Source organism: Mesorhizobium sp. ORS 3428 (assembly GCF_001854785.1).
Lineage (GTDB): Bacteria > Pseudomonadota > Alphaproteobacteria > Rhizobiales > Rhizobiaceae > Mesorhizobium.
Window position 1 is genome coordinate 177,558 of the sequence record NZ_MDFL01000159.1, and the last position, 18,048, is coordinate 195,605.

Genomic DNA, 18,048 nt, shown 5'->3' on the forward strand with positions numbered 1-18,048 from the left:
GCGGCATCATGCCAATGATCGCTGAAACCCGATCACCCGCCATCTGGGGCGACTATGCGGGCAACTTCCTACCAAAGCGCTAAACTGGTCGGTTAATCGAAAAAAGTTTTTGCGCGAAATTTGAGCGGTCCGCGGTCGCGTGGCCCGGRCTATCAGGTAAAGGACCGCACCAGGCTGCCGACCAACAGGTTCCAGCCATCGATCAGCACGAAAAACATGATCTTGAACGGCAGGGAGACCACCGTCGGCGGCAGCATCATCATGCCCATGGCCATGGTGACGGTGGCGACGATGAGGTCGATCACCAGGAACGGCAGCACGATCAGAAAGCCGATCTCGAAGCCGCGCCTGATCTCCGAAATCATGAAGGCCGGCACCAGGATGCGCAGGTCGACGGTATCGCGCGAAACCGTCTGGCCGCGCTCGCGGGCGAGATCGGCAAAAAGGTCGAAATCCTTGTCGCGCACATTGTGCAGCATGAAGGTGCGGAACGGATCGGAGATCTTCTCGAAGGCTTCGGCCTGGGTGATCTGGTTGTTCATCAGCGGCTTGACGCCCGTGTTCCAGGCCTGGTCGAAGGTCGGCGCCATGACATAGAAGGTCATGAACAGCGACAGCGAGATCAGGATCAAATTGGCCGGCGTCGACTGCAGGCCGATGCCGGCGCGCAGGATCGAGAAGGCAATGACGAAGCGCGTGAAGCTCGTCACCATGATCAGCAGGCCCGGCGCCACCGAAAGCACGGTGAGCAGGCCGAACATCTGGATGAGGTAGCCGACCGTGGTGCCGTCGGYCTTGCCGATGCCGCCGAGATCGAGCTGTTGGGCCGCGGCGACAGAGGTGGTGACGACGATGAGCGCCGTGGCKATGAGGAATTTTCTCATTCGAGCARCATCGTCCTGATGAGTACCTGTTTGACATGGCCGCCGCTGCGCAGCGCCGCTCGCTCGTCGAGATCGGCCTTGAGATGCTGGTAGCCGCTGGCGCCTTCAATCTGATGCATCTTCAGCGTGCGCACGAATGCAAGCAGGTCCTGATGGATCTGCTCGGCCAGCTCCGGCGGCTGCGGCGCGTCGTAGAGCACCGATGCCTCCAGCCTTATCCAGACCTCGCTCGGCGAAGCGATGTTGGTGGTGATCGGCGCGAGCTGAACCACCGTCGGTCCGGCAGCGCCCGGCTTGCCGGCGTCGACGGGCTTCTCCGGGTTGCCGGCGTTCTCCGGCGCGGCGGGCAGCGGCGCAGGCGCCTCTCCCTGCTTGAGGTAGCCGCCCGAGACCCAGCCCAGGCCGATGGCCGCACCCGTCATGACCAGAAGCATGGCGAGCTGGACCACGGGGGAGGGCCCCTTTTTGGACTGCGCCTGCTCGACATTCGCCACGACAGCCGTCTCCCCGTCCTAGAAAGGAAGAACCTGGTCGAGGATCTGCTGGCCGTAGGCCGGCTGCTGGACCTCGCTCACGCGGCCACGGCCGCCATAGGAGATGCGCGCCTCGGCGATCCGCTCGTAGGGGATCGTATTCTCGGCGCCGATGTCGGAAGGACGCACCATGCCGGCGATGGTCAGGACCCGCAGCTCGTAATTGACGCGCACTTCCTGCGAGCCCCTGATCATCAGATTGCCGTTGGGCAGCACCTCGGTGACGACGGCGGCGACATTGAGCTCGAGGTTTTCCGAGCGCTTGATCTCGCCATCGGCGTTGGTTTCGGTACTGGAACTCAGGCCGGCATCGCCCTTGCCGCTGGTGCTTCTGCCATCCCATCCGAGAGTGATGTCGTAGCCGAGCTTGYGCGCGGCGGTGCGGCTCCGGTCGTTCTGGWTCTTGAAGTTGGCCTTGTCGTTGAGCTTGATGTTGAYGGTCAGGATGTCGCCTTCGCGCAGCGCCCGCGGATCGGTGAAGAGCCTGCTTTGGCGATCATCCCAGAGCGAGAATTTCTTGACAGGCGCGGCCGGCGGCTGAGGGTAGGAGTAGGGCGCCGTGACGCCGCCGCCGATGCCGGAGCCGACGGGCGACAATGCGGGCTCCCTGCCGATCTCCCTGAGATCGGCGCCGCAGCCGGACAGCGCCGCAACCGCGACCAGGACGAGCAACTTCAACTTCATGACGGATCAACCCTTCGCGCCGCGCTGGCCATGATGCCGGTAAGCGTCGCCGCCGCCTTCTGGTCCATTTCGTTGAGGATGACGCCGGCCTTGCGCGAGTCGAGCTTCATCAGGATGGCCGCTGCGAGTTCGGCATTGACCATCGCAAGACGTTCGGCCGCGGCGTCGGGCTTCATGCCGGCGTAAATCTTGACCACGCTGTCCTCGGCGCGCGCCAGGAACACCTCGCGGCGTTTCAGCCACTGCTCGTATTCGGCCCGCTTCTCCTCCAGCGCCTTCATGCGCTGGTCGATGCCGGCCTGGAGCTGCTTCAGCTCCTCGGCCTGCAAGGCGTAGCGACGGTCGCGCGCGGCATCGGCGATGTTGGAGCAGAAGCGCTGGATCTCGCTTTCGTCCGGCGCTTTCTCGCGCTTGAGCTGGGCCGGCTGAGCCGGCGCCTGCCCGCCGGGTAGCACCTGGCGCACTTCGTCGGCGCGGCCAGCGGTGCCGCTGAGCAGCGCGGCGACCGCAGCAGCGGCAAGCAGGGCGAGGGGACGATGCGTCTTTGAGATGGGCTCGATCATCGGCGTGCCTATTGGAGAACCAGATCGGCCTGCAGGGCGCCGGCCGACTTGATGCCTTGCAGGATGGCGATGATGCCGTCGGGCTTCACGCCGAGACGGTTGAGGCCGGAGACAAGCGTCTCGAGGTCGGGGCCGTCGAGCACGGCCACGCGCGCGTCGGGTCGCGTGGCCTCGATGGCGGTGAAGGGTTCGACCGCTGTCTCGCCCTTGGAGAAGGGTTCCGGCTGCACCACCTTCGGCGCCTCGGTGATGCGCACGGTGAGCGTGCCGTGGCTGATCGCCACGCGCGAGATCTTGACGTTGTTGCCGATGACGATGGTGCCGGTGCGTTCGTCGATGACGACGCGGGCAGGGGCATCCGATTCGACGACCAGGTTCTCGATCTCTGCATAGAAGCGCGCCGCCGAGACGTTCTTCGGCCGCCTGATCTGCACCGTGYGGGCGTCGCGCTCGGCAGCGACGCGCATGCCGAAGCGCTGCGAGGTGTAATCGTTGACGGCGTCGGCGATGCGGATGGCGGTCGAGAAATCGGGATTGCGCAATTGCAGCGTCAGCACGCCCTGGTCGTCGAATTCGGCCGGGACCGAGCGCTCGATGATGGCGCCGTTCGGCACGCGTCCGGCGGTGGGCACGCCCTGCGTGAGCTGTTCGGCCTGACCCTTGGCGGTGAAGCCGCCGACGATCACGGAGCCTTGCCCGACGGCATAGATTTCGCCATCGGCTGCCTTCAGCGGCGTCATCACCAGCGTGCCGCCGGCGAGCGAGGTGGCGTCGCCCATCGAGGAGACGTCGATGTCGATGCGCGCGCCCGACTGTACGAAGGGCGGCATGTTGGCGGTGACGATGACGGCAGCAACGTTCTTGGCGCGCGCGCTGCCGCCCTCGGTGGCGATGCCGAGGTTCTCCAGCATGGCCCGGATCGACTGTTCGGTGAAGGGCGAGTTGCGCAGGCTGTCGCCGGTCCCGGCGAGGCCGATGACCAGGCCGTAGCCGACAAGCTGGTTGTCGCGCGAGCTCTGCAGCTGGGCAATGTCCTTGATGCGCGCGGCGACCTGGCCGGGCGGCAGCGTGCTCGGCCCGGACGAGACGCGGAACATGCGCGTGGTGGTCGCGGGATCATAGTCAGGATCGTCGTAGGCGCCGCCATTCTTCAGGGCGAGCTCGCGCTTAGCCTTGGGCGTGAGCCCATCGGCCAGAGCCGGCTGGAGCCCGATGGCGGCGCTGAGCAGCAGGGCAAAGGCGCGCATCACGATGCGCCGACCCGAATGGTGCCGTCCGCCATCACCGTGCCGGAAATGATCTTGCCGCTGTCGACGTTGCGGATCTTGATCTGGTCGCCGGCGGCGCCGGGCTGCAAGGTGACGCCGGCGGCCGAGATGGTCAGCGTGCCCGCAGTGAAATAGACCTGCACGGAAGCGCCCTGTTCGACCAGCCATGCATCGCGGATGGCGGCCGCCGGGATATAGCGGCCAGGGACCAGCGTGCGCTTGGCGACCTTGCCCTGAAGCTCTTCGGAGCGCGTCGCCATGCCGTCGGGCTTGTGCTTGCCCGGGACAAGGGTCACCTGCTTCAGCGCCGCAAGCTCGATGGTCTCGCCGGGATAGATGACCCGGTTGGGGATCAGCACCACCTCGCCGGCCGCCTGACTGGCGGCGATCTGGCTGGCCGACTCTGCCTGTGTCCGGCTGRCCGTTTCCTGCGCAAGCGCCGGCACGCCGCCGGCCACCAGCGCAAGGGTGAGTGCGGCGCAGCGGAAAGTTGGGCAGGAGGCCGGCATAGCCATCATCCGTTACCTGATGTTCTTGGAAACCACCGATGCCATGTCGTCGGCGGCCTGGATCACCTTGGAGTTCATTTCATAGGCGCGCTGCGCCGAGATCAGCTCGGTGATCTCCTTGACCGGGTCGACATTGGAGGACTCCAGATAGCCCTGCTGGATCGAGGCGAAGCCGGGATCGCCGGGAACGCCGACATTGGCAGGGCCGGAAGCGGCCGTCTCCTGGAACAGGTTGTCGCCGAGCGGCGCCAGGCCGGCCTCATTGGCGAAGTTGGCGATCTGGAGCTGGCCGAGAAGCTGGAGGTTGGTCTGGCCGTCGATGCGGGCAAAGACCTGGCCGGTCTTGTTGACGATGACCTCGACCGCATTGGTCGGCACGGTGATCGCCGGAATGACGTTGGCGCCGTCGACGGTGACCAGCTGCCCGGTGGCGTTGGTGTTGAAGGCGCCGGCTCGCGTGTAGAGCGTGCCGCCGTCGGCGCCTTCGATCTGGAACCAGCCCCGGCCGGTCAGCGCGAGGTCGAAGCTGTTGCCGGTGCTGGTCAGCTCGCCCTGGGTATGCACGTTGCGCACGGCCGTCGTCTTGACGCCGAGGCCGATCGAGACGCCCTCAGGCACCAGTGAGGTGTTGGAACGGTTGGGCACGCCCTGGGTGCGGTCGACCTGGTAGAGCAGGTCCGAGAATTCGGCGCGGGCACGCTTGTAGCCGGTGGTGTTGATGTTGGCGATGTTGTTGGCGATGACTTCCAGGTTGGTCTGCTGGGCATTCATGCCGGTCGCGGCGATGGCAAGGGCTTTCATGACGCGGTCCTAGATACTCATGCGACTGATTTCGAGGTAGGCCGAGACGACCTTGTCGCGGATGGCGATGGTGGTCTGCAGAGCCTGCTGCGCGCTCATCACCGCATCGACAACCTGGCGGGTGTCGGCATCGCCTTTGAGCGCCTGGATCGACATCTGCTCGGCGTTCTGCAGGGTGTTGACCGTTTTCGTCGCGGCCTGGCTGAGGACTTCAGCGAAGCTAYTGCCGACACTGTCGGTTGCTTGTGTCCCGACACCGCCCTGAAGCAGGCCTGGCGATGCGGTCTCCGCGCCGTCGATTGCCGGTTTGAACTGTAGTGCCCCGATACCGCCGATCATTACTGGTTCCTCATCAGGTCGATGGTCATGGAAATCAGATCGCGAGCCTGCTTGATCACCTGCAGGTTGGCTTCGTAGGAGCGGTTCGCCTCGCTCATGTCAGCCATTTCGACCAGCACGTTGACGTTGGGCATCTTCACGTACCCTTTTTCGTCGGCCGCTTCGTTACCGGGCTGAAACTCGATCGGGAAGTCGGACGGGTCATGCGCGATCGAGCTCACCTCGACCAGCGAGCCGCCGGTCGCGCGGTCGAGCTCGGACTGGAAGGTGATCGTCTTGCGCCGATAGGGATCGGAGCCAGGCGTGTTGCCCGTCGACTGCGCGTTGGCGAGGTTCTCCGACACCACGCGCAGGCGCTCCGACTGGGCGCCAAGGCCGGATGCCGCGACTTTGAGGGCTGAGGTCAGCGCATCCATGTTCAGCTCTTCACCACCATCGTCATCATCGAATGGAAGGYCTTGACGATGGCCGTGTTGAGCTCGAAGGTGCGGCGCACCTCACCGGCCTTCATCAGCTCGTCCTCGAGCACCACCGTGTTCTTCGACGRCATGATCGAGCCGGTGTCTTCCTGCGGCTTGATGTTGAAGCCGGCATTGGTCGTCTCTCCACCGAGATGGCCGACCTCGGTGGCTTTCAGCGTCACCGCGGTCCGATCGAGAACCTTTTCGAACGGCTCGACATCGTTGGCCGTGTAGCCCGGCGTGTTGGCATTGGCGATGTTGGAGGCGATCGCCGACTGGCGCACGGCCAGCCATTCAGACTGCCGTGTGGCGAGATCAAAAAGGTTGACTGGTTCCATCGGACTCTCCGGGCGAGTACGCACAAGACTAGGCTGCCAGTCTTGCGCGGACCTTGCGCGCGGTCCGCCCGCGGATTCACCTGGAAAGTTCGATCACCTTGTTTGCGTCCGTGACGATCACCCATTTGCCGCCGCGCTGCTCGATCGTGGCGACGCGGCTGGAATCAGGCAGGACCGAACCGCGCTGGACGATCCACAGGCCGGTATCGTCCTCGATCATGGCGCGGYCGTTGGCGGCATGCACCATCTTGAACTCCGGCGCGGCCGGGAAGGGCTGCTCGCCAGGCGACGGCGCGGGGGCAGGCTCGTCCTGCACCGTTCCGGTGGCAAGCAGGTCGATGTCGGGATTGGGAACATCCTTGGCCGTCAGCGGCGCGCTGTCTTCGGCTGAAACGCCGCCGCCTGCGCGTCCGGAATTGCTGCCGCTGCCGCCGAACTTGATGGCCTGTACGCCGAACTGCTCCTGGTTGAAGAAGATGTACCAGGGAAACAGCGCGCAGATCAGCCCGAGCGTGATGCCGAGCGCGGCGACGACGAAATCGCTGCGCCGGTCGGCCCTCTTGTCGACCAGGCGCGGGAATTGGGCCGGGGGCGGCTGAGGCCATTCCACCTTCGGAAACAGGCCGTTGATGAGCGAGTCGCGACTGGCCTCGGCCTCCTCGGCGGCCTCGGCCTCGGCGATCATCTCGCGCAGCATGCGCTCTGTCTGCCGCAGATCAGTCTCCTTGATCGCCATTCTGCTTCCCCTTGAGATGGCGGGCGAGGTCGGCGAACGGATCGGCTGAAGCGCGGTCCCTCGGCGATTGCGTCAGCGCCTCGTAGATCAGCGGCACCTGGCGCACGGCCATGTCGAGCTCGGCGTCGGCGCCGCCCTGATAGGCGCCAAGCAGGCGCATATCGCGCGTGTCCTCGAAACGCGCGATCATCGACTTCAGCCGGGTCACCAGCATGCGCTGCTCCGCGCTCCAGGCCTTGTCGGCGAGACGCGAGATGGACGATAGCGGATTGACCGGCGGGTAGCGGCCCTGTTCGGCGATCGCGCGGTCGAGCACGACATGGCCGTCGAGGATGCCGCGCACCGAATCGGCCACCGGATCGTTGTGGTCGTCGCCGTCGATGAGTACCGAGATGATGGCGGTGATAGAGCCCCTGCCTTTAACCCCGGGGCCCTCGGCGCCCGGCCCGGCTCTTTCGAGCAGTTTCGGCAGGTCGGTGAAGACCGAGGCCGGGTAGCCGCGCGCGACCGGCGGCTCGCCGGTTCCCGTCGCCACTTCGCGCAGCGCATGGGCAAAACGGGTGATCGAATCCAGCACCAGGAGCACGCGATGGCCCTGGTCGCGGAAATGCTCGGCAACGCRCATGGCGGTGTCGGGCGCGCGCCGGCGCATCATGGCGCTCTCGTCGCTGGTGGCGACGACGGCGACGGTCTTTGCCATGCTCTCGGCGCCGATCGTGTCCTCGAGGAATTCGCGCACTTCGCGGCCGCGCTCGCCGATCAGCGCGACGACGACCGTATCGAAGGCGTCGGCGCGCGCGAGCATGGCAAGCAGCGTCGACTTGCCGACGCCGGAGCCGGCGAAGATGCCGAGCCGCTGGCCGAAGCAGAGCGGGGTGAAGATGTCGATGACCCGCACTCCGGTGAGGAAGCCGGTGCCGACCCGCTGGCGCGACATGGCGCCGGGCGTTGCCCAGACCACAGCGTCCGCGGGGTTCGACCTGACCAGCGGCGGCCCTCCGTCGATGACGCGGGTCAAAGCGTCGATGGCGCGCCCGCGCCAGGATGCGTGCGGGACGACCGCGAGCGGCCCGCGACGGAACACGGCGTCGCCGATGCCGGCGTCGGCGCTGCGCTCGAACGGCGCGACCACGACCTCGTCGCGGCCAATTCTGACGATCTCGCCGCGGCGCGTGCCGGCCTTGTCGCGCTGCTCGACGATGTCGCCGAGCCTGGCGATGTCCGAAAGGCCGCGGACCTTGTAGTGGGTGGGCGAGATCTCGACGATGCGGCCGCCGCGGCTGAGCAACATCTCAGGGTTGTCGAACCGCCGCCAGACGCGTTCGAGCGCCGCCAGCCGATCCGTTGGACCGGCTTCGGCAGGCTTCTCGGGCGCACGGAGCAGGGACGGGCCGGTCGCCATGCCGCTACTTCGAGCCGAGCGTCTTGATCGCGTCGTCGCTCGAGGATGCGCTCTGCCGGATCAGCGCAGCCGTGTTTTCAAAGGCTCGCTGCACCTGGATCAGCCGGGTCATCTCCAGCACCGGATTGACGTTGGATTCTTCCAGAAAACCCTGCGCGACACCAACGTCGGAACGGTCGGTGACCGGTTCGGGGGAACGCGCGGGAACGATGCCCGAATTGCCGTAACGGACGAAATTTTCGCCGGGATCGAATTGATAGAGGCCGATGGCGCCGACGAGCTGGTCGTTCTGGCGCAGCGAGCCGTCGGCACCGGCCTTTGGCGGGCCGTTGCGCGGATCGAGCTGGATCGGCGCACCGCCGCTGTCCAGCACCGGATAGCCCTCGATCGACATCAGCTCGCCGTTCTCGTTCATGGAGAATCGGCCGTCTCGGGTCATCACCGTGCCGGCCGGCGTATCGATGGCGAACCAGGCGTCGCCCTGGATGGCGAAGTCGAAGGGGTTGCCGGTTTCGGTCAGCGAGCCGTGCGCGGTGGAAAGATAGGTCTTGCCGGAGGAAGCGAAGGAGACCGACCTCGGCCCGGTGCCGGAAACCACGTCCTCGAATTTCACGCCGGTGGCGCGAAAGCCGATGGTCGAGGCATTGGCGACATTGTCGGCGATGGTGTCGAGGCGGCGCTCGAGCGCGATCTGCGAGGATAAGGCGACGTAGAGACTGTCCTGCATGGTGTTCTTTAGAATTTCAGCTTCTGCATGGCCATCATCAGATCGGTCGAGATGCCGACTGTTGTCGGCTGCGCATAGAGCACGCTGATCGATGTCTGCGCCGTCGTGGTCGGGTTGTTGATCTCCCACAGGCTGGTGAAGCGGGTCAGGAACGTGTTCAGCTTGTCGGGATCCTTGAAGTCGGCGATGTCGAGCTTCTGCTCGAAGAGCTGCGTCTGCTTGTCGATGTCGGCGGCGGCGAAGGAATCCGGCAGGCCGAGCGCCGTGCGGACAACACTGGCAAGCGCAGTGTCGGCGAGCACGTCGTACCAGTTGTTGATGTCCGGCGCCTTGCGCTGGAAATAGAGCGCGAGCCGCACGCCCTGATTGGTCTCGCCGGCATTTTCCTCCAGCGTCTGGCGCATGTATTTGTCGACGGTGCCCTGCTGCGCGGATGGAAAGAGCGTGGCGCTCGAGCCGTAGGCCGCGAAGTTGAACGCCTTGACGAATTCGGCATAGCGCTTGTCCGAAAGCTTGTTGGCGAAGCTGTCCGGATCGGAGACGCCTTCCTTCAGTGCCTTGACCATGAAGGCCTTGGCATAGGCCATGTCGCCCAGGCCGTAGGCTTTCATCGCGTAGTTGAACAGGCGCGTGTCCTTGACGAAATCGTCGATGGTTTTGATGTTGCCGATATTGGCCAGGTAGTAGTCGGTATCGTGCTTCACGACAGGCTGCGACTCGACCTGGTCGATTGCCTTGGGAATGTCCCGGGCGATGAGCTGATAGCTCGTAAAGGTGTTCAGCATTTGCGCCTCCGGCCGAAGCTATCCCAGGACGATAGCGAGGCTTGCTTGCGCGAAGCTGAATCGGTTTTCCGCATTACCATTCAAGCCTCACACAAGGCACGGCGACTATCCCTATCCACGACGTGACATGGGGAAGGACCTGTCGTGGGTATTCTGATCGGACTTGTGGTTACGCTTGGCTGCGTTCTCGGCGGCTTCATGGCCATGGGCGGCCATCTGCACGTGCTGCTGCAGCCATGGGAGGCGGTGGTCATCTGCGGCGCGGCACTCGGCACCTTTCTCGTCGCCAATCCGATGAAGACGGTCAAGGACACGGGCAAGGGCATTCTCGAAGCCTTCAAACAGGCCGTGCCGAAGGAGCGCGACTATCTCGAGACGCTGGGCGTGCTGCACAGCCTGATGCGCGAGCTGCGCTCGAAGTCGCGCAGCGAGGTCGAGGCGCATATCGACAATCCGGAAGAGTCGGCCATCTTCCAGGCCTTCCCGACCGTGCTCAAGAACCACGATCTGACGCATTTCATCTGCGACTATTGCCGCATCATCATCATCGGCAACGCCCGCTCGCACGAGATCGAGGCGCTGATGGATGAGGAGATCCAGACGATCCGCAACGACAAGCTGAAAGCCTATCACGCGATGGTCGCGGTCGGCGACGGCCTGCCGGCGCTCGGCATCGTCGCCGCCGTGCTCGGCGTGGTGAAGGCGATGGGCGCGCTCGACCAGTCGCCGGAAATCCTGGGCGGCCTGATAGGCGCAGCGCTCGTCGGAACCTTTCTCGGCATCTTCCTTTCCTATGCCGTGGTCGGCCCGGTCGCGACCAAGATCAAGATGGTGCGGGAGAAGAGGAACCGCCTCTACATCATCGTCAAGCAGACACTGCTCGCCTACATGAACGGTGCCTTGCCGCAGGTCGCGATCGAGTTCGGCCGCAAGACCATCTCGTCTTACGAGCGCCCGACGATCGATGCCGTCGAGCAGAGCACGATGAACACGGGCACCGCCGAGAAGAAGGCGGCCTGAGCATGCAGAATTCCAGTCTGGGGCGCTTGCCGTCATGACCAGTCCGGGCAGTCCGTCGCAAACCCGGGCCCTCATCATCGAGCGTCTCGTCGGCGACAGCGGCGAGGCCGCGCATGTGATCGGCGTCGGCCGCGGCATGGCCGAACGCGCGCTGCCGCTGCTGCAGAAGGCGCTTGCCGGCGAGCTCGGCGCGCCGGTCACGGTCGATCTGCAAGCCGTGGAGACCGGCCGCGTTCCCGATGCGCGCACGCACGCCGGCGAGACCTTCGCCATGTCGATCGTCTCGTCGCCGGCCTCGGGCGATGCCCTGACGCTGGTCATGGACGCGCCGGCGATCGCCGTCATGGTCTGCGCGCTCTTCGGCGGCGACCCGGACCAGCCGGTGGCGCCGATCGAGCGCGACCTGTCGCAGATCGAGACTGACGTCGCGACCACCGTCTTCCAGGAAGTCGCTTCGGCGCTGAACGGGTCGGACAAGCGCTCGCTCAATCTGCGCCTGCCGGTCCCCAGGGCGATGTCCGGCAACGAGGCAAGGCGGCGCGTGCTGCGCGATGGTGCCGCGGTTCGGATCGTCTACGCCATTTCGACGCCGACCGACACCGGCACGGTGACGGTAATGGTCCCGCAGCGTGTCCTGCTGTCGATGCGCGGCGCCACCGCCGGTCATGGCGGCGACCAGACGACGGAGTTCGACTGGCGGGCCCGCTTCTCGGAAGAAGTGATGCGCTCGACCGTTCCGCTTGAGGCCACCATGCCGCTCGCCAGRCTGACGCTCGGCGATCTCRCCGCTTTCCGGYCCGGCCAAGTGATCGAGCTCGAGGAGAACGCGCAGGTGYAGGCCAAGCTCAGCGCGCGCGACAAGACGCTGTTTGTCTGCGAGTTCGGCAAGCTCGGACAGAATTACACGGTCCGCATCCGGCATCCGCACGATGCCGGCCAGGACTTTATCGACGGACTTATGCCCGGCTGAGTCCGGGCCTGGGATATTGGAGACGAGGCATGGCAAAGACCAAGGTGGAAGCCGAACCCGATCAGCCGGACGAGCAGCTCGACCGCGCCATCGAGGAATTACGCGGCGTGCTCCGGGAAGAGGAAAGGCGCCCGGACGCCGCCCTCCAGTCCGGCGCCAATTCCGGCATCATCATGACGATCCCGGTCGATGTGCAGATCGTCCTTGGCAGCACCGAAATGCCGGTGTCGGAACTGATGGCCCTGCAGAAGGGCTCGACCGTGGCGCTCAACCGCCGCATCGGTGAGCCGGTCGACGTGGTGGTCAACGGCCGCAGGATTGCGCGCGGCGAGATCACCGTCCTGGAAAACGACCCGTCGCGCTTCGGCWTCAGGCTCACCGAGATCATTGCCGCGACAAAGAGCGCCTGAGCATGGACAGCGAGAGCATTCACCGGCGGCGGAGCCAGGCACAATGACGTCATTGACGCTGACGCGACCGCAAAAGGCCGCCGCCATCCTGGTGGCGATGGGCAAGCCCGCGGCCAGCCGGCTGCTCAAATTCTTTAAGCAGGAAGAACTGAAAGCGCTGATCGAAGGCGCCCGCCTGCTGCRCACGATCCCGCAAGCCGACCTGGAACGCATCGTCGCGGAATTCGAGGCCGAATTCACCGAAGGCGCCGGCCTGCTCGATTCGGCCGACCGGATGGACACGATCCTCAACGAATCGCTGTCGCCCGAGGAAATGAGCGTCATCATGGGCGACAAGCAATTCGAGCCGGCGCCGGAGGGACCGCCGCCGATCTGGCCGGACCTCGAAAAGCTCGAGCCCGTGCGCCTCGGTACCTTCCTCGCCGGCGAGCACCCGCAGACGGCGGCCATGGTGCTGTCGAAGCTCGCGCCGCAGAGCGCGGCCAATGTGCTGCTGACGATGGCAAAGCCGATACGCAGCCAGATCGTCAGGCGCATGGTGACCATGGYCAACATTCCGGAAGCGGCAACCAGGATCGTCGAGAACCAGTTGCGCGCCAGCGTGCTGTCGCAAAAATCGACCAGGGATACGTCGGCCGGGCAGGAGCGCGTTGCCAGCGTGCTCAACGAGATGGCCAAGCCGGAGCTCGACGAACTCATGCAGGACCTGGAAGAGGCCGGCACGCCGGATCTCGCCGGCGTCAAGTCGCGGCTGTTTGCCTTCGACGATTTGCCGCTGCTCACCCAGAAGGCGCGCGTGCTCCTGTTCGACGGGCTGTCGACAGAACTCGTGACGCTGGCGCTGCGCGGCGCGCCGGCGGCGCTCACTGAATCCGTCCTGTCGGCAATCGGCGCGCGCTCGCGCCGCATGATCGAATCCGAGCTCGGACAGGGATCGGAAGGCATCGCGCTCGCCGACATCATGGCGGCGCGCAAGACCATCGCCGTGGCGACCATTCGGCTGTCGCGGCAAGGAGCGTTCGAGCTTCCCGCCACGCAGACCGCCGCCGAAGCCGCCTGACGATAGCAGCCGGGTCAGATCACCATGGCTGAGGCGGTCGACAAGGATTCCAAAACCGAGGAAGYCACAGAAAAGAAGATCCGCGACACGATCGAACAGGGCAAGCTGCCCCATTCGCGCGAGACCGCGATCTTTGCCTCCTTCCTGGCCATACTGGTGTTCACCGTCTTCTACGCCAAGGACGCCATCGTCGATCTCGGCATGTTTCTGTCGACGTTCCTGGAGAAGCCCGAAGCCTGGCCGATGGACACCGAGACCGATGTCATCACGCTCTACAAGCAGGTCGTGATCGAAATCGGCCGCGCAGTCGTCAGCCTGCTGGTGCTCCTGGTGGWTGCCGGTGTCGGCGCTTCCGTGTTCCAGAACATGCCGCAGATCGTCGGCGAGCGGATCAGGCCGCAACTGTCGCGCATCTCGATCGCCAAGGGCTGGAAGCGCCTGTTCGGCCTGCAGGGTTTCGTCGAATTCGGCAAGTCGCTGGCCAAGCTTGCGTTTGYCATCGCCGTGCTGACGTTCACGCTTTCGGGAGATCACCGCAAGCTGCTCGCCGGCATGATCACCAGCCCCGCCGCCTTCGGCCTGGAGATCCGCGGCATCGCCGTCGACATATTGACGGCGATCGTCTTCGTCATGGGGCTGATCGCGGTGGCCGACATCGTCTGGTCGCGCTTCCACTGGCGGCGCGACCTGCGCATGACCAAGCAGGAAGTGAAGGACGAGATGAAGCAGTCGGAAGGCGATCCGATCGTGAAGTCGCGCCTGCGCTCGCTGGCGCGCGACCGGGCGCGGCGGCGCATGATGACGGCGGTGCCGCGCGCGACGCTCGTCATCGCCAATCCGACTCACTACTCCATCGCGTTGAAATATGTCCGCGAGGAGGATTCGGCTCCGGTCGTGCTGGCCAAGGGCCAGGATCTGGTGGCGCTCAGGATCCGAGAGATCGCCAGGGAGCACAACATCCCGATCTTCGAGGACGTGGCGCTTGCCCGCTCCATGTACAAGCAAGTTTCGGTTGATAGCGTGATCCCGTCGCAATTCTACCAGGCCGTCGCCGAGCTGGTGCGGATCGTCTACTCGAAGAAGGCCGAGCRCAGGGCAACCTCATGAACGGACGCTGCTTGTAATCCATGAACCGGCAACCACACGCCAATACACGCGAGCAGATCGTCGCCGGCGCCATCCAGGACGTGGTGGGCGAGTTGCGCCTGATCGAGGTCGCCGACTACATCGCCTTCATCCGGCTGGAGCATTTCGCCTGCCTGTCGGACCTGGTGGACTCGGCCGCGGAACTGTTCTTCCAGCCGGGCACGCTGCGGCTCGGCCATGGTGGCGAAGCGCATGTCGACTGGAGCGGCAGCCCGCGCATCGTGCTGGATCTGGAGCTGCGGCCGCGCGGCGTCACCGTCTATTTCCAATTGACGCTGACCGAGCGCGGGACGTCCGTGGTGGTCAACTACGTCTCGTTCGAAAAACCGGGCGAGACGCCGGAGCACAATACGGCCCTGCTCGAAGGCGCGATCGAACAGGCGCGCATCCRCAGGACCGAGCCGCTCGCCTATCCCTGACGACAAATCTGCGGAGTGTTAGACGCCTGGCCTGAACGAGCTACTCGATCAGGCCGAGACGTAGCGCCTTGGCCACCGCCTGGTTGCGGTTGACCGCGTTGAGCTTCTGCGTCGACTGCGTGAGATACTGGTTGGCGGTGTGCACCGACAGTTTCAGGAGCTTCGCGATCTCTTCGCTGGTGTTGCCGTTGGCGGTCAGCTTCAGGCATTCCAGCTCGCGCTTGGAGATCGCGCGCATCCTGCCGGTGTCGCCTGGACGGACGCGCGCGACCGCCGCGAAAAGCGCAAAGCAACGCGCGTGGATTTCACAGAGGGTGTCGTCCGACAGCGTGATGTCCGGCCCCAGGAAGACGACCAGCCCGCACTGGCCGCGATCCGCATGCACCGGAAAGGCGATGCCGTTGGTGCCGGGTGCCAGCGGCGCGGCCCGTTCGGCCCATGTCAGGTTCTCGAGCGTCTGGCGCGAACCGGCAACGCCGTCATCGGCCCACCAGCGCGGCGCCGTCGAGACGCGGCTGTGGCGTACCATCTCCTCGCCGTTTGCGCCTGAGATGAATTTTGTCGTGACCGCGGTCGACGGGTAGTCGGAATCGAAACAGGCGACCAGGCGGGCACGCTCCAGCGAAGGGCTGACGAAGAACAGTCCGAAGCCGGAAGCGTTGATGTCGATGGCGATCCAGCGGCAACGGCGCACCGCATCGGGGATGGTGACCGCGTGATGCGTCTCCGATCCGAGCGCGAAGGCGCCGAACGGACTGCGCTGATCGTTGAAGAGAGCGGCGGCGGTCTCTTTGACTTGTGCGTGCTTCAAATGATGCCGCTCCTGATCGCGGTTGCAATCGCCATCGCGCGGTTGCTGGCCGCGAATTTCTGGATGGCGTGYGTGATGTAGCTGTTGACGGTGTTCGACGAGACGCCAAGGATCAGGGCCACCTCGTCGGTGGTCTTGCCTTCCGATACCCAGAACAAGCATTCGCGCTCGCGGTCCGACAGCGGGTCCTGCATGGATGCCGCGGCGATCAGCTGCGGAATGCTGGACAGCGCATAGCAGCATTTCAGCTGCGCCTTCATCAGAGCCGCAATGTCGATCTTGCCGGACTCGGCAGCGGAAAACAGCAAGAACAGGCGCTGGCGACCGACATTCAACCTCAGCGAATAGATTTCGGCGTGGCCGAGCACATCGAGCAGCCGGGCTTCTTCGCCGGTCAGCAGCGCGCCGGCGTCGGGCGCGCGCGCGGCGACCAGAGGCTTGGGGCGCAAGCCGGGCGCGGTCGTCAGCGGTCCCAGCGCAAGGTTGGCGATCAGCCTTTTGCCGATCAGCTCGATGGCGTCGAAAATCCAGTTCGACGATACGATGCGCGCGTCGTTGCGGTCCTCGTCATGGACGATGGYCACAAGCATGTAACTGTCGGYGCCGATGTCGGCGGCAAGCTCCATGAAGAAGCTGGTGAGGTCGCCGCGGGACGTCAGGCGCGAGCCTGAGGCACCGGATTGGAGAAGCGCGGCGGAGCTGTTCATTAGTATTCTGGATTCTTGCCGGAATCGATCTTTGTGCCCGGTGCTGGCTTAACCAGCGGCCGGACCCCGAACATGAGTCACGTTGACGAAAACACACACAAGGACGCGGAGAGCGCCCAACCTAGCCGAATCCCTTCAGGGAACGCGAAACCGTCCGCGTCTGGTGCCGGCAGAACCCGCCGGAACTTGAGACTGTGGGTGGTCGCCGTGCCCCCGTGGACCGGCTGATTCGGGCCTAATCTACCCGTAGTTGAATCCGACATCAAACGCGATTTGACAAAATCGAATCCGGTGGACTCGAACGGCGACTCAGTGGCCGGCCTTTGCGTCGCGTGGCGGCGATTTCAGCGCTGAATTACGCCTGTGTTCTTGCGGCAATCGCCAAGAACGCCCCCGATCAATTTCGAGGGCGTTTGTCCTTTGCACCGGGTGTGGTCAGCGATCCTCRAAGCCGGTCAGCACGCCGACGGCGTTGATGCCGATCTCTTCTACCGCGTAGCCGCCCTCCATGACGAACAGAGTCGGCAGGCCGAGCTTGGCGATGCGGCGGCCGATCTTGGGATAGTCCTCGCTCTTCAGCTTGAACTGGCTGATCGGATCCTTCTCGAAGGTGTCGACGCCGAGCGACACCACGACGACGTCCGGAGCGTAGGCCGCGAGCTTGGCGCAGGCGTCTTCCAGCGAGGCGCTCCAGCCGTCCCAGGTCGTGCCGAAGGGCATCGGATAGTTGATGTTGAAGCCCTGGCCTTTGCCCTCGCCGCACTCGTCGGCATGGCCGAGGAAGAAGGGGTATTCGACCATCGGGTCGCCGTGCAGGTTGAGCACCTGGATGTCGCCCCGGCGATAGAAGATCTCCTGCGTGCCGTTGCCGTGATGATAGTCGACGTCGAGAATGGAGACGCGGCTTGCGCCCTGGTCGCGGAACCATTGCGCGACGACGGCGGCATTGTTGATGAAGCAGTAGCCGCCCATGAAGGCCGCGCCCGCGTGATGGCCGGGCGGACGGCAGAGCGCGAAGGCGGTCCGCTCGCCGCCCTTGACCAGGGCCGCCGCCGTCAGCGCGACATCATAGGATGACTTGATCGCCGCCCAGGTCCCTTCGACGAAGGTGGCGCCGGCATCGAAGGAATAATAGCCAAGCAAGGCATCGATGCGCTTCGGCGRCACATCGCCTCGCAGACCGCGCGTCGGCCAGGTGAAGCCCATGGCCGAGCCCTTGAAACCGGCGGCGACCCATTCCGGCCAGACGGTCGGCAGGAAGTCGATGTAGTGCGCTTCATGCACGYGCTTGGCGGCAGCGAGGTCGTGCTCGACCGGCCCGATGATCGGTCCGAGCTTCTCGCTCTCCACCCTTGCCTTGATGAATTCTGCCCGCGACGGCTTTTCGAAACCCGGCACGATAGCCGACGTGACCAGTTCCATCTGCCCGGCGTGACCGRCATGGAGAGGAGAAAAAACTGTCTTCATTTTGGGAG

The 18,048-nt window shown here is 64.9% G+C and carries 23 protein-coding genes; 6 read left to right on the top strand and 17 right to left on the bottom strand.

The genetic code is table 11. From position 1 onward, the window contains the following. Positions 1-152 precede the first annotated feature (152 nt). The 14 genes from fliP to ORS3428_RS27330 all read right to left on the bottom strand — a co-directional run bounded on the left by fliP (position 153) and on the right by ORS3428_RS27330 (position 10,030). Positions 153-884: a flagellar type III secretion system pore protein FliP gene (gene fliP / locus ORS3428_RS27265; RefSeq protein ID WP_071101375.1), complete on the bottom strand. Its 732-nt coding sequence runs from the start codon at positions 882-884 to the stop codon at positions 153-155. After that, a complete protein-coding gene (locus tag ORS3428_RS27270; protein WP_071101376.1) occupies positions 881-1,378 on the bottom strand; it encodes a flagellar basal body-associated FliL family protein in 498 nt (165 codons plus the stop codon). Before ORS3428_RS27270 ends, fliP begins: the two co-directional genes overlap by 4 nt. A gap of 18 nt (positions 1,379-1,396) precedes the next feature. Then, the gene (flgH, locus tag ORS3428_RS27275; RefSeq protein WP_071101377.1) at positions 1,397-2,101 is read right to left on the bottom strand and encodes a flagellar basal body L-ring protein FlgH; all 705 of its coding nucleotides are present in this window, start codon (positions 2,099-2,101) and stop codon (positions 1,397-1,399) included. Then, a complete protein-coding gene (locus ORS3428_RS27280) occupies positions 2,098-2,664 on the bottom strand; it encodes a MotE family protein (protein WP_071101378.1) in 567 nt (188 codons plus the stop codon). Before ORS3428_RS27280 ends, flgH begins: the two co-directional genes overlap by 4 nt. Positions 2,665-2,672: 8 nt before the next feature. After that, on the bottom strand, positions 2,673-3,914 hold the full coding sequence (locus ORS3428_RS27285; RefSeq protein ID WP_071101379.1) for a flagellar basal body P-ring protein FlgI: 1,242 nt from the start codon (positions 3,912-3,914) through the stop codon (positions 2,673-2,675). Next, the gene (gene flgA, locus ORS3428_RS27290; RefSeq protein ID WP_071101380.1) at positions 3,911-4,450 is read right to left on the bottom strand and encodes a flagellar basal body P-ring formation chaperone FlgA; all 540 of its coding nucleotides are present in this window, start codon (positions 4,448-4,450) and stop codon (positions 3,911-3,913) included. The genes ORS3428_RS27285 and flgA overlap by 4 nt, the downstream gene beginning before the upstream one ends. Positions 4,451-4,453: 3 nt before the next feature. Continuing rightward, positions 4,454-5,242, bottom strand: coding sequence for a flagellar basal-body rod protein FlgG (flgG, locus tag ORS3428_RS27295; RefSeq protein ID WP_071101381.1), 789 nt, complete (start codon positions 5,240-5,242; stop codon positions 4,454-4,456). Positions 5,243-5,251: 9 nt separating this feature from the next. Next, positions 5,252-5,581, bottom strand: a complete 330-nt coding sequence (locus ORS3428_RS27300) for a flagellar hook-basal body complex protein FliE (RefSeq protein WP_071101382.1) — start codon at positions 5,579-5,581, stop codon at positions 5,252-5,254. Next, the gene (flgC, locus tag ORS3428_RS27305) at positions 5,581-5,997 is read right to left on the bottom strand and encodes a flagellar basal body rod protein FlgC (RefSeq protein WP_071101383.1); all 417 of its coding nucleotides are present in this window, start codon (positions 5,995-5,997) and stop codon (positions 5,581-5,583) included. The genes ORS3428_RS27300 and flgC overlap by 1 nt, the downstream gene beginning before the upstream one ends. Positions 5,998-5,999: 2 nt before the next feature. Then, positions 6,000-6,380, bottom strand: a complete 381-nt coding sequence (flgB, locus tag ORS3428_RS27310) for a flagellar basal body rod protein FlgB (RefSeq protein WP_071101384.1) — start codon at positions 6,378-6,380, stop codon at positions 6,000-6,002. Between the two features lie 76 nt (positions 6,381-6,456). Then, a complete protein-coding gene (locus tag ORS3428_RS27315) occupies positions 6,457-7,116 on the bottom strand; it encodes a hypothetical protein (protein WP_071101385.1) in 660 nt (219 codons plus the stop codon). After that, a complete protein-coding gene (gene fliI / locus ORS3428_RS27320; RefSeq protein WP_071101386.1) occupies positions 7,097-8,518 on the bottom strand; it encodes a flagellar protein export ATPase FliI in 1,422 nt (473 codons plus the stop codon). The genes ORS3428_RS27315 and fliI overlap by 20 nt, the downstream gene beginning before the upstream one ends. Before the next feature lie 4 nt (positions 8,519-8,522). Then, positions 8,523-9,245, bottom strand: a complete 723-nt coding sequence (flgF, locus tag ORS3428_RS27325; RefSeq protein ID WP_071101387.1) for a flagellar basal-body rod protein FlgF — start codon at positions 9,243-9,245, stop codon at positions 8,523-8,525. A gap of 8 nt (positions 9,246-9,253) precedes the next feature. Beyond that, on the bottom strand, positions 9,254-10,030 hold the full coding sequence (locus ORS3428_RS27330; protein ID WP_071101388.1) for a DUF1217 domain-containing protein: 777 nt from the start codon (positions 10,028-10,030) through the stop codon (positions 9,254-9,256). A 144-nt stretch (positions 10,031-10,174) separates the two neighbouring features. Between ORS3428_RS27330 and motA the strand changes: the two genes are divergently transcribed. The 6 genes from motA to ORS3428_RS27360 are packed head-to-tail and all read left to right on the top strand — an operon-like array spanning position 10,175 to position 15,055. Beyond that, positions 10,175-11,050, top strand: coding sequence for a flagellar motor stator protein MotA (motA, locus tag ORS3428_RS27335; RefSeq protein WP_071101389.1), 876 nt, complete (start codon positions 10,175-10,177; stop codon positions 11,048-11,050). Positions 11,051-11,084: 34 nt separating this feature from the next. Next, positions 11,085-12,020 carry a FliM/FliN family flagellar motor switch protein gene (locus ORS3428_RS27340; protein ID WP_071101390.1) on the top strand — a complete coding sequence of 312 codons (936 nt, stop codon included), beginning with the start codon at positions 11,085-11,087 and terminating at the stop codon, positions 12,018-12,020. Positions 12,021-12,049: 29 nt separating this feature from the next. Continuing rightward, positions 12,050-12,430: a flagellar motor switch protein FliN gene (fliN, locus tag ORS3428_RS27345; protein WP_071101391.1), complete on the top strand. Its 381-nt coding sequence runs from the start codon at positions 12,050-12,052 to the stop codon at positions 12,428-12,430. Positions 12,431-12,473: 43 nt separating this feature from the next. Further along, positions 12,474-13,490, top strand: a complete 1,017-nt coding sequence (locus ORS3428_RS27350) for a flagellar motor switch protein FliG (protein WP_071101392.1) — start codon at positions 12,474-12,476, stop codon at positions 13,488-13,490. A gap of 24 nt (positions 13,491-13,514) precedes the next feature. After that, positions 13,515-14,597, top strand: a complete 1,083-nt coding sequence (flhB, locus tag ORS3428_RS27355; protein WP_071101393.1) for a flagellar biosynthesis protein FlhB — start codon at positions 13,515-13,517, stop codon at positions 14,595-14,597. 20 nt (positions 14,598-14,617) lie between these two features. Continuing rightward, positions 14,618-15,055 (top strand): hypothetical protein, encoded by a 438-nt coding sequence (locus ORS3428_RS27360; protein ID WP_071101394.1) that lies wholly within the window; start codon positions 14,618-14,620, stop codon positions 15,053-15,055. Positions 15,056-15,095: 40 nt separating this feature from the next. Here ORS3428_RS27360 and ORS3428_RS27365 read toward each other — a convergent pair whose 3' ends face one another. The 3 genes from ORS3428_RS27365 to ORS3428_RS27375 form a co-directional block, all read right to left on the bottom strand. Continuing rightward, a complete protein-coding gene (locus tag ORS3428_RS27365; protein ID WP_071101395.1) occupies positions 15,096-15,866 on the bottom strand; it encodes a helix-turn-helix transcriptional regulator in 771 nt (256 codons plus the stop codon). Next, positions 15,863-16,573 (bottom strand): helix-turn-helix transcriptional regulator, encoded by a 711-nt coding sequence (locus ORS3428_RS27370; protein ID WP_071101396.1) that lies wholly within the window; start codon positions 16,571-16,573, stop codon positions 15,863-15,865. The genes ORS3428_RS27365 and ORS3428_RS27370 overlap by 4 nt, the downstream gene beginning before the upstream one ends. Positions 16,574-17,008: 435 nt before the next feature. Beyond that, complete coding sequence (locus ORS3428_RS27375; RefSeq protein WP_071101397.1) at positions 17,009-18,040, bottom strand: histone deacetylase family protein; 1,032 nt, start codon at positions 18,038-18,040, stop codon at positions 17,009-17,011. Positions 18,041-18,048: the final 8 nt, after the last annotated feature.

What these genes read in the sequence shown, in the direction of transcription:
- flgG (WP_071101381.1), bottom strand. Translation starts at nt 5,242, where the DNA reads ATGAAAGCCCTTGCCATCGCCGCGACCGGCATGAATGCCCAGCAGACC.
- ORS3428_RS27280 (WP_071101378.1), bottom strand. Translation starts at nt 2,664, where the DNA reads ATGATCGAGCCCATCTCAAAGACGCATCGTCCCCTCGCCCTGCTTGCC.
- flgC (WP_071101383.1), bottom strand. Translation starts at nt 5,997, where the DNA reads ATGGATGCGCTGACCTCAGCCCTCAAAGTCGCGGCATCCGGCCTTGGC.
- flgF (WP_071101387.1), bottom strand. Translation starts at nt 9,245, where the DNA reads ATGCAGGACAGTCTCTACGTCGCCTTATCCTCGCAGATCGCGCTCGAG.
- ORS3428_RS27330 (WP_071101388.1), bottom strand. Translation starts at nt 10,030, where the DNA reads ATGCTGAACACCTTTACGAGCTATCAGCTCATCGCCCGGGACATTCCC.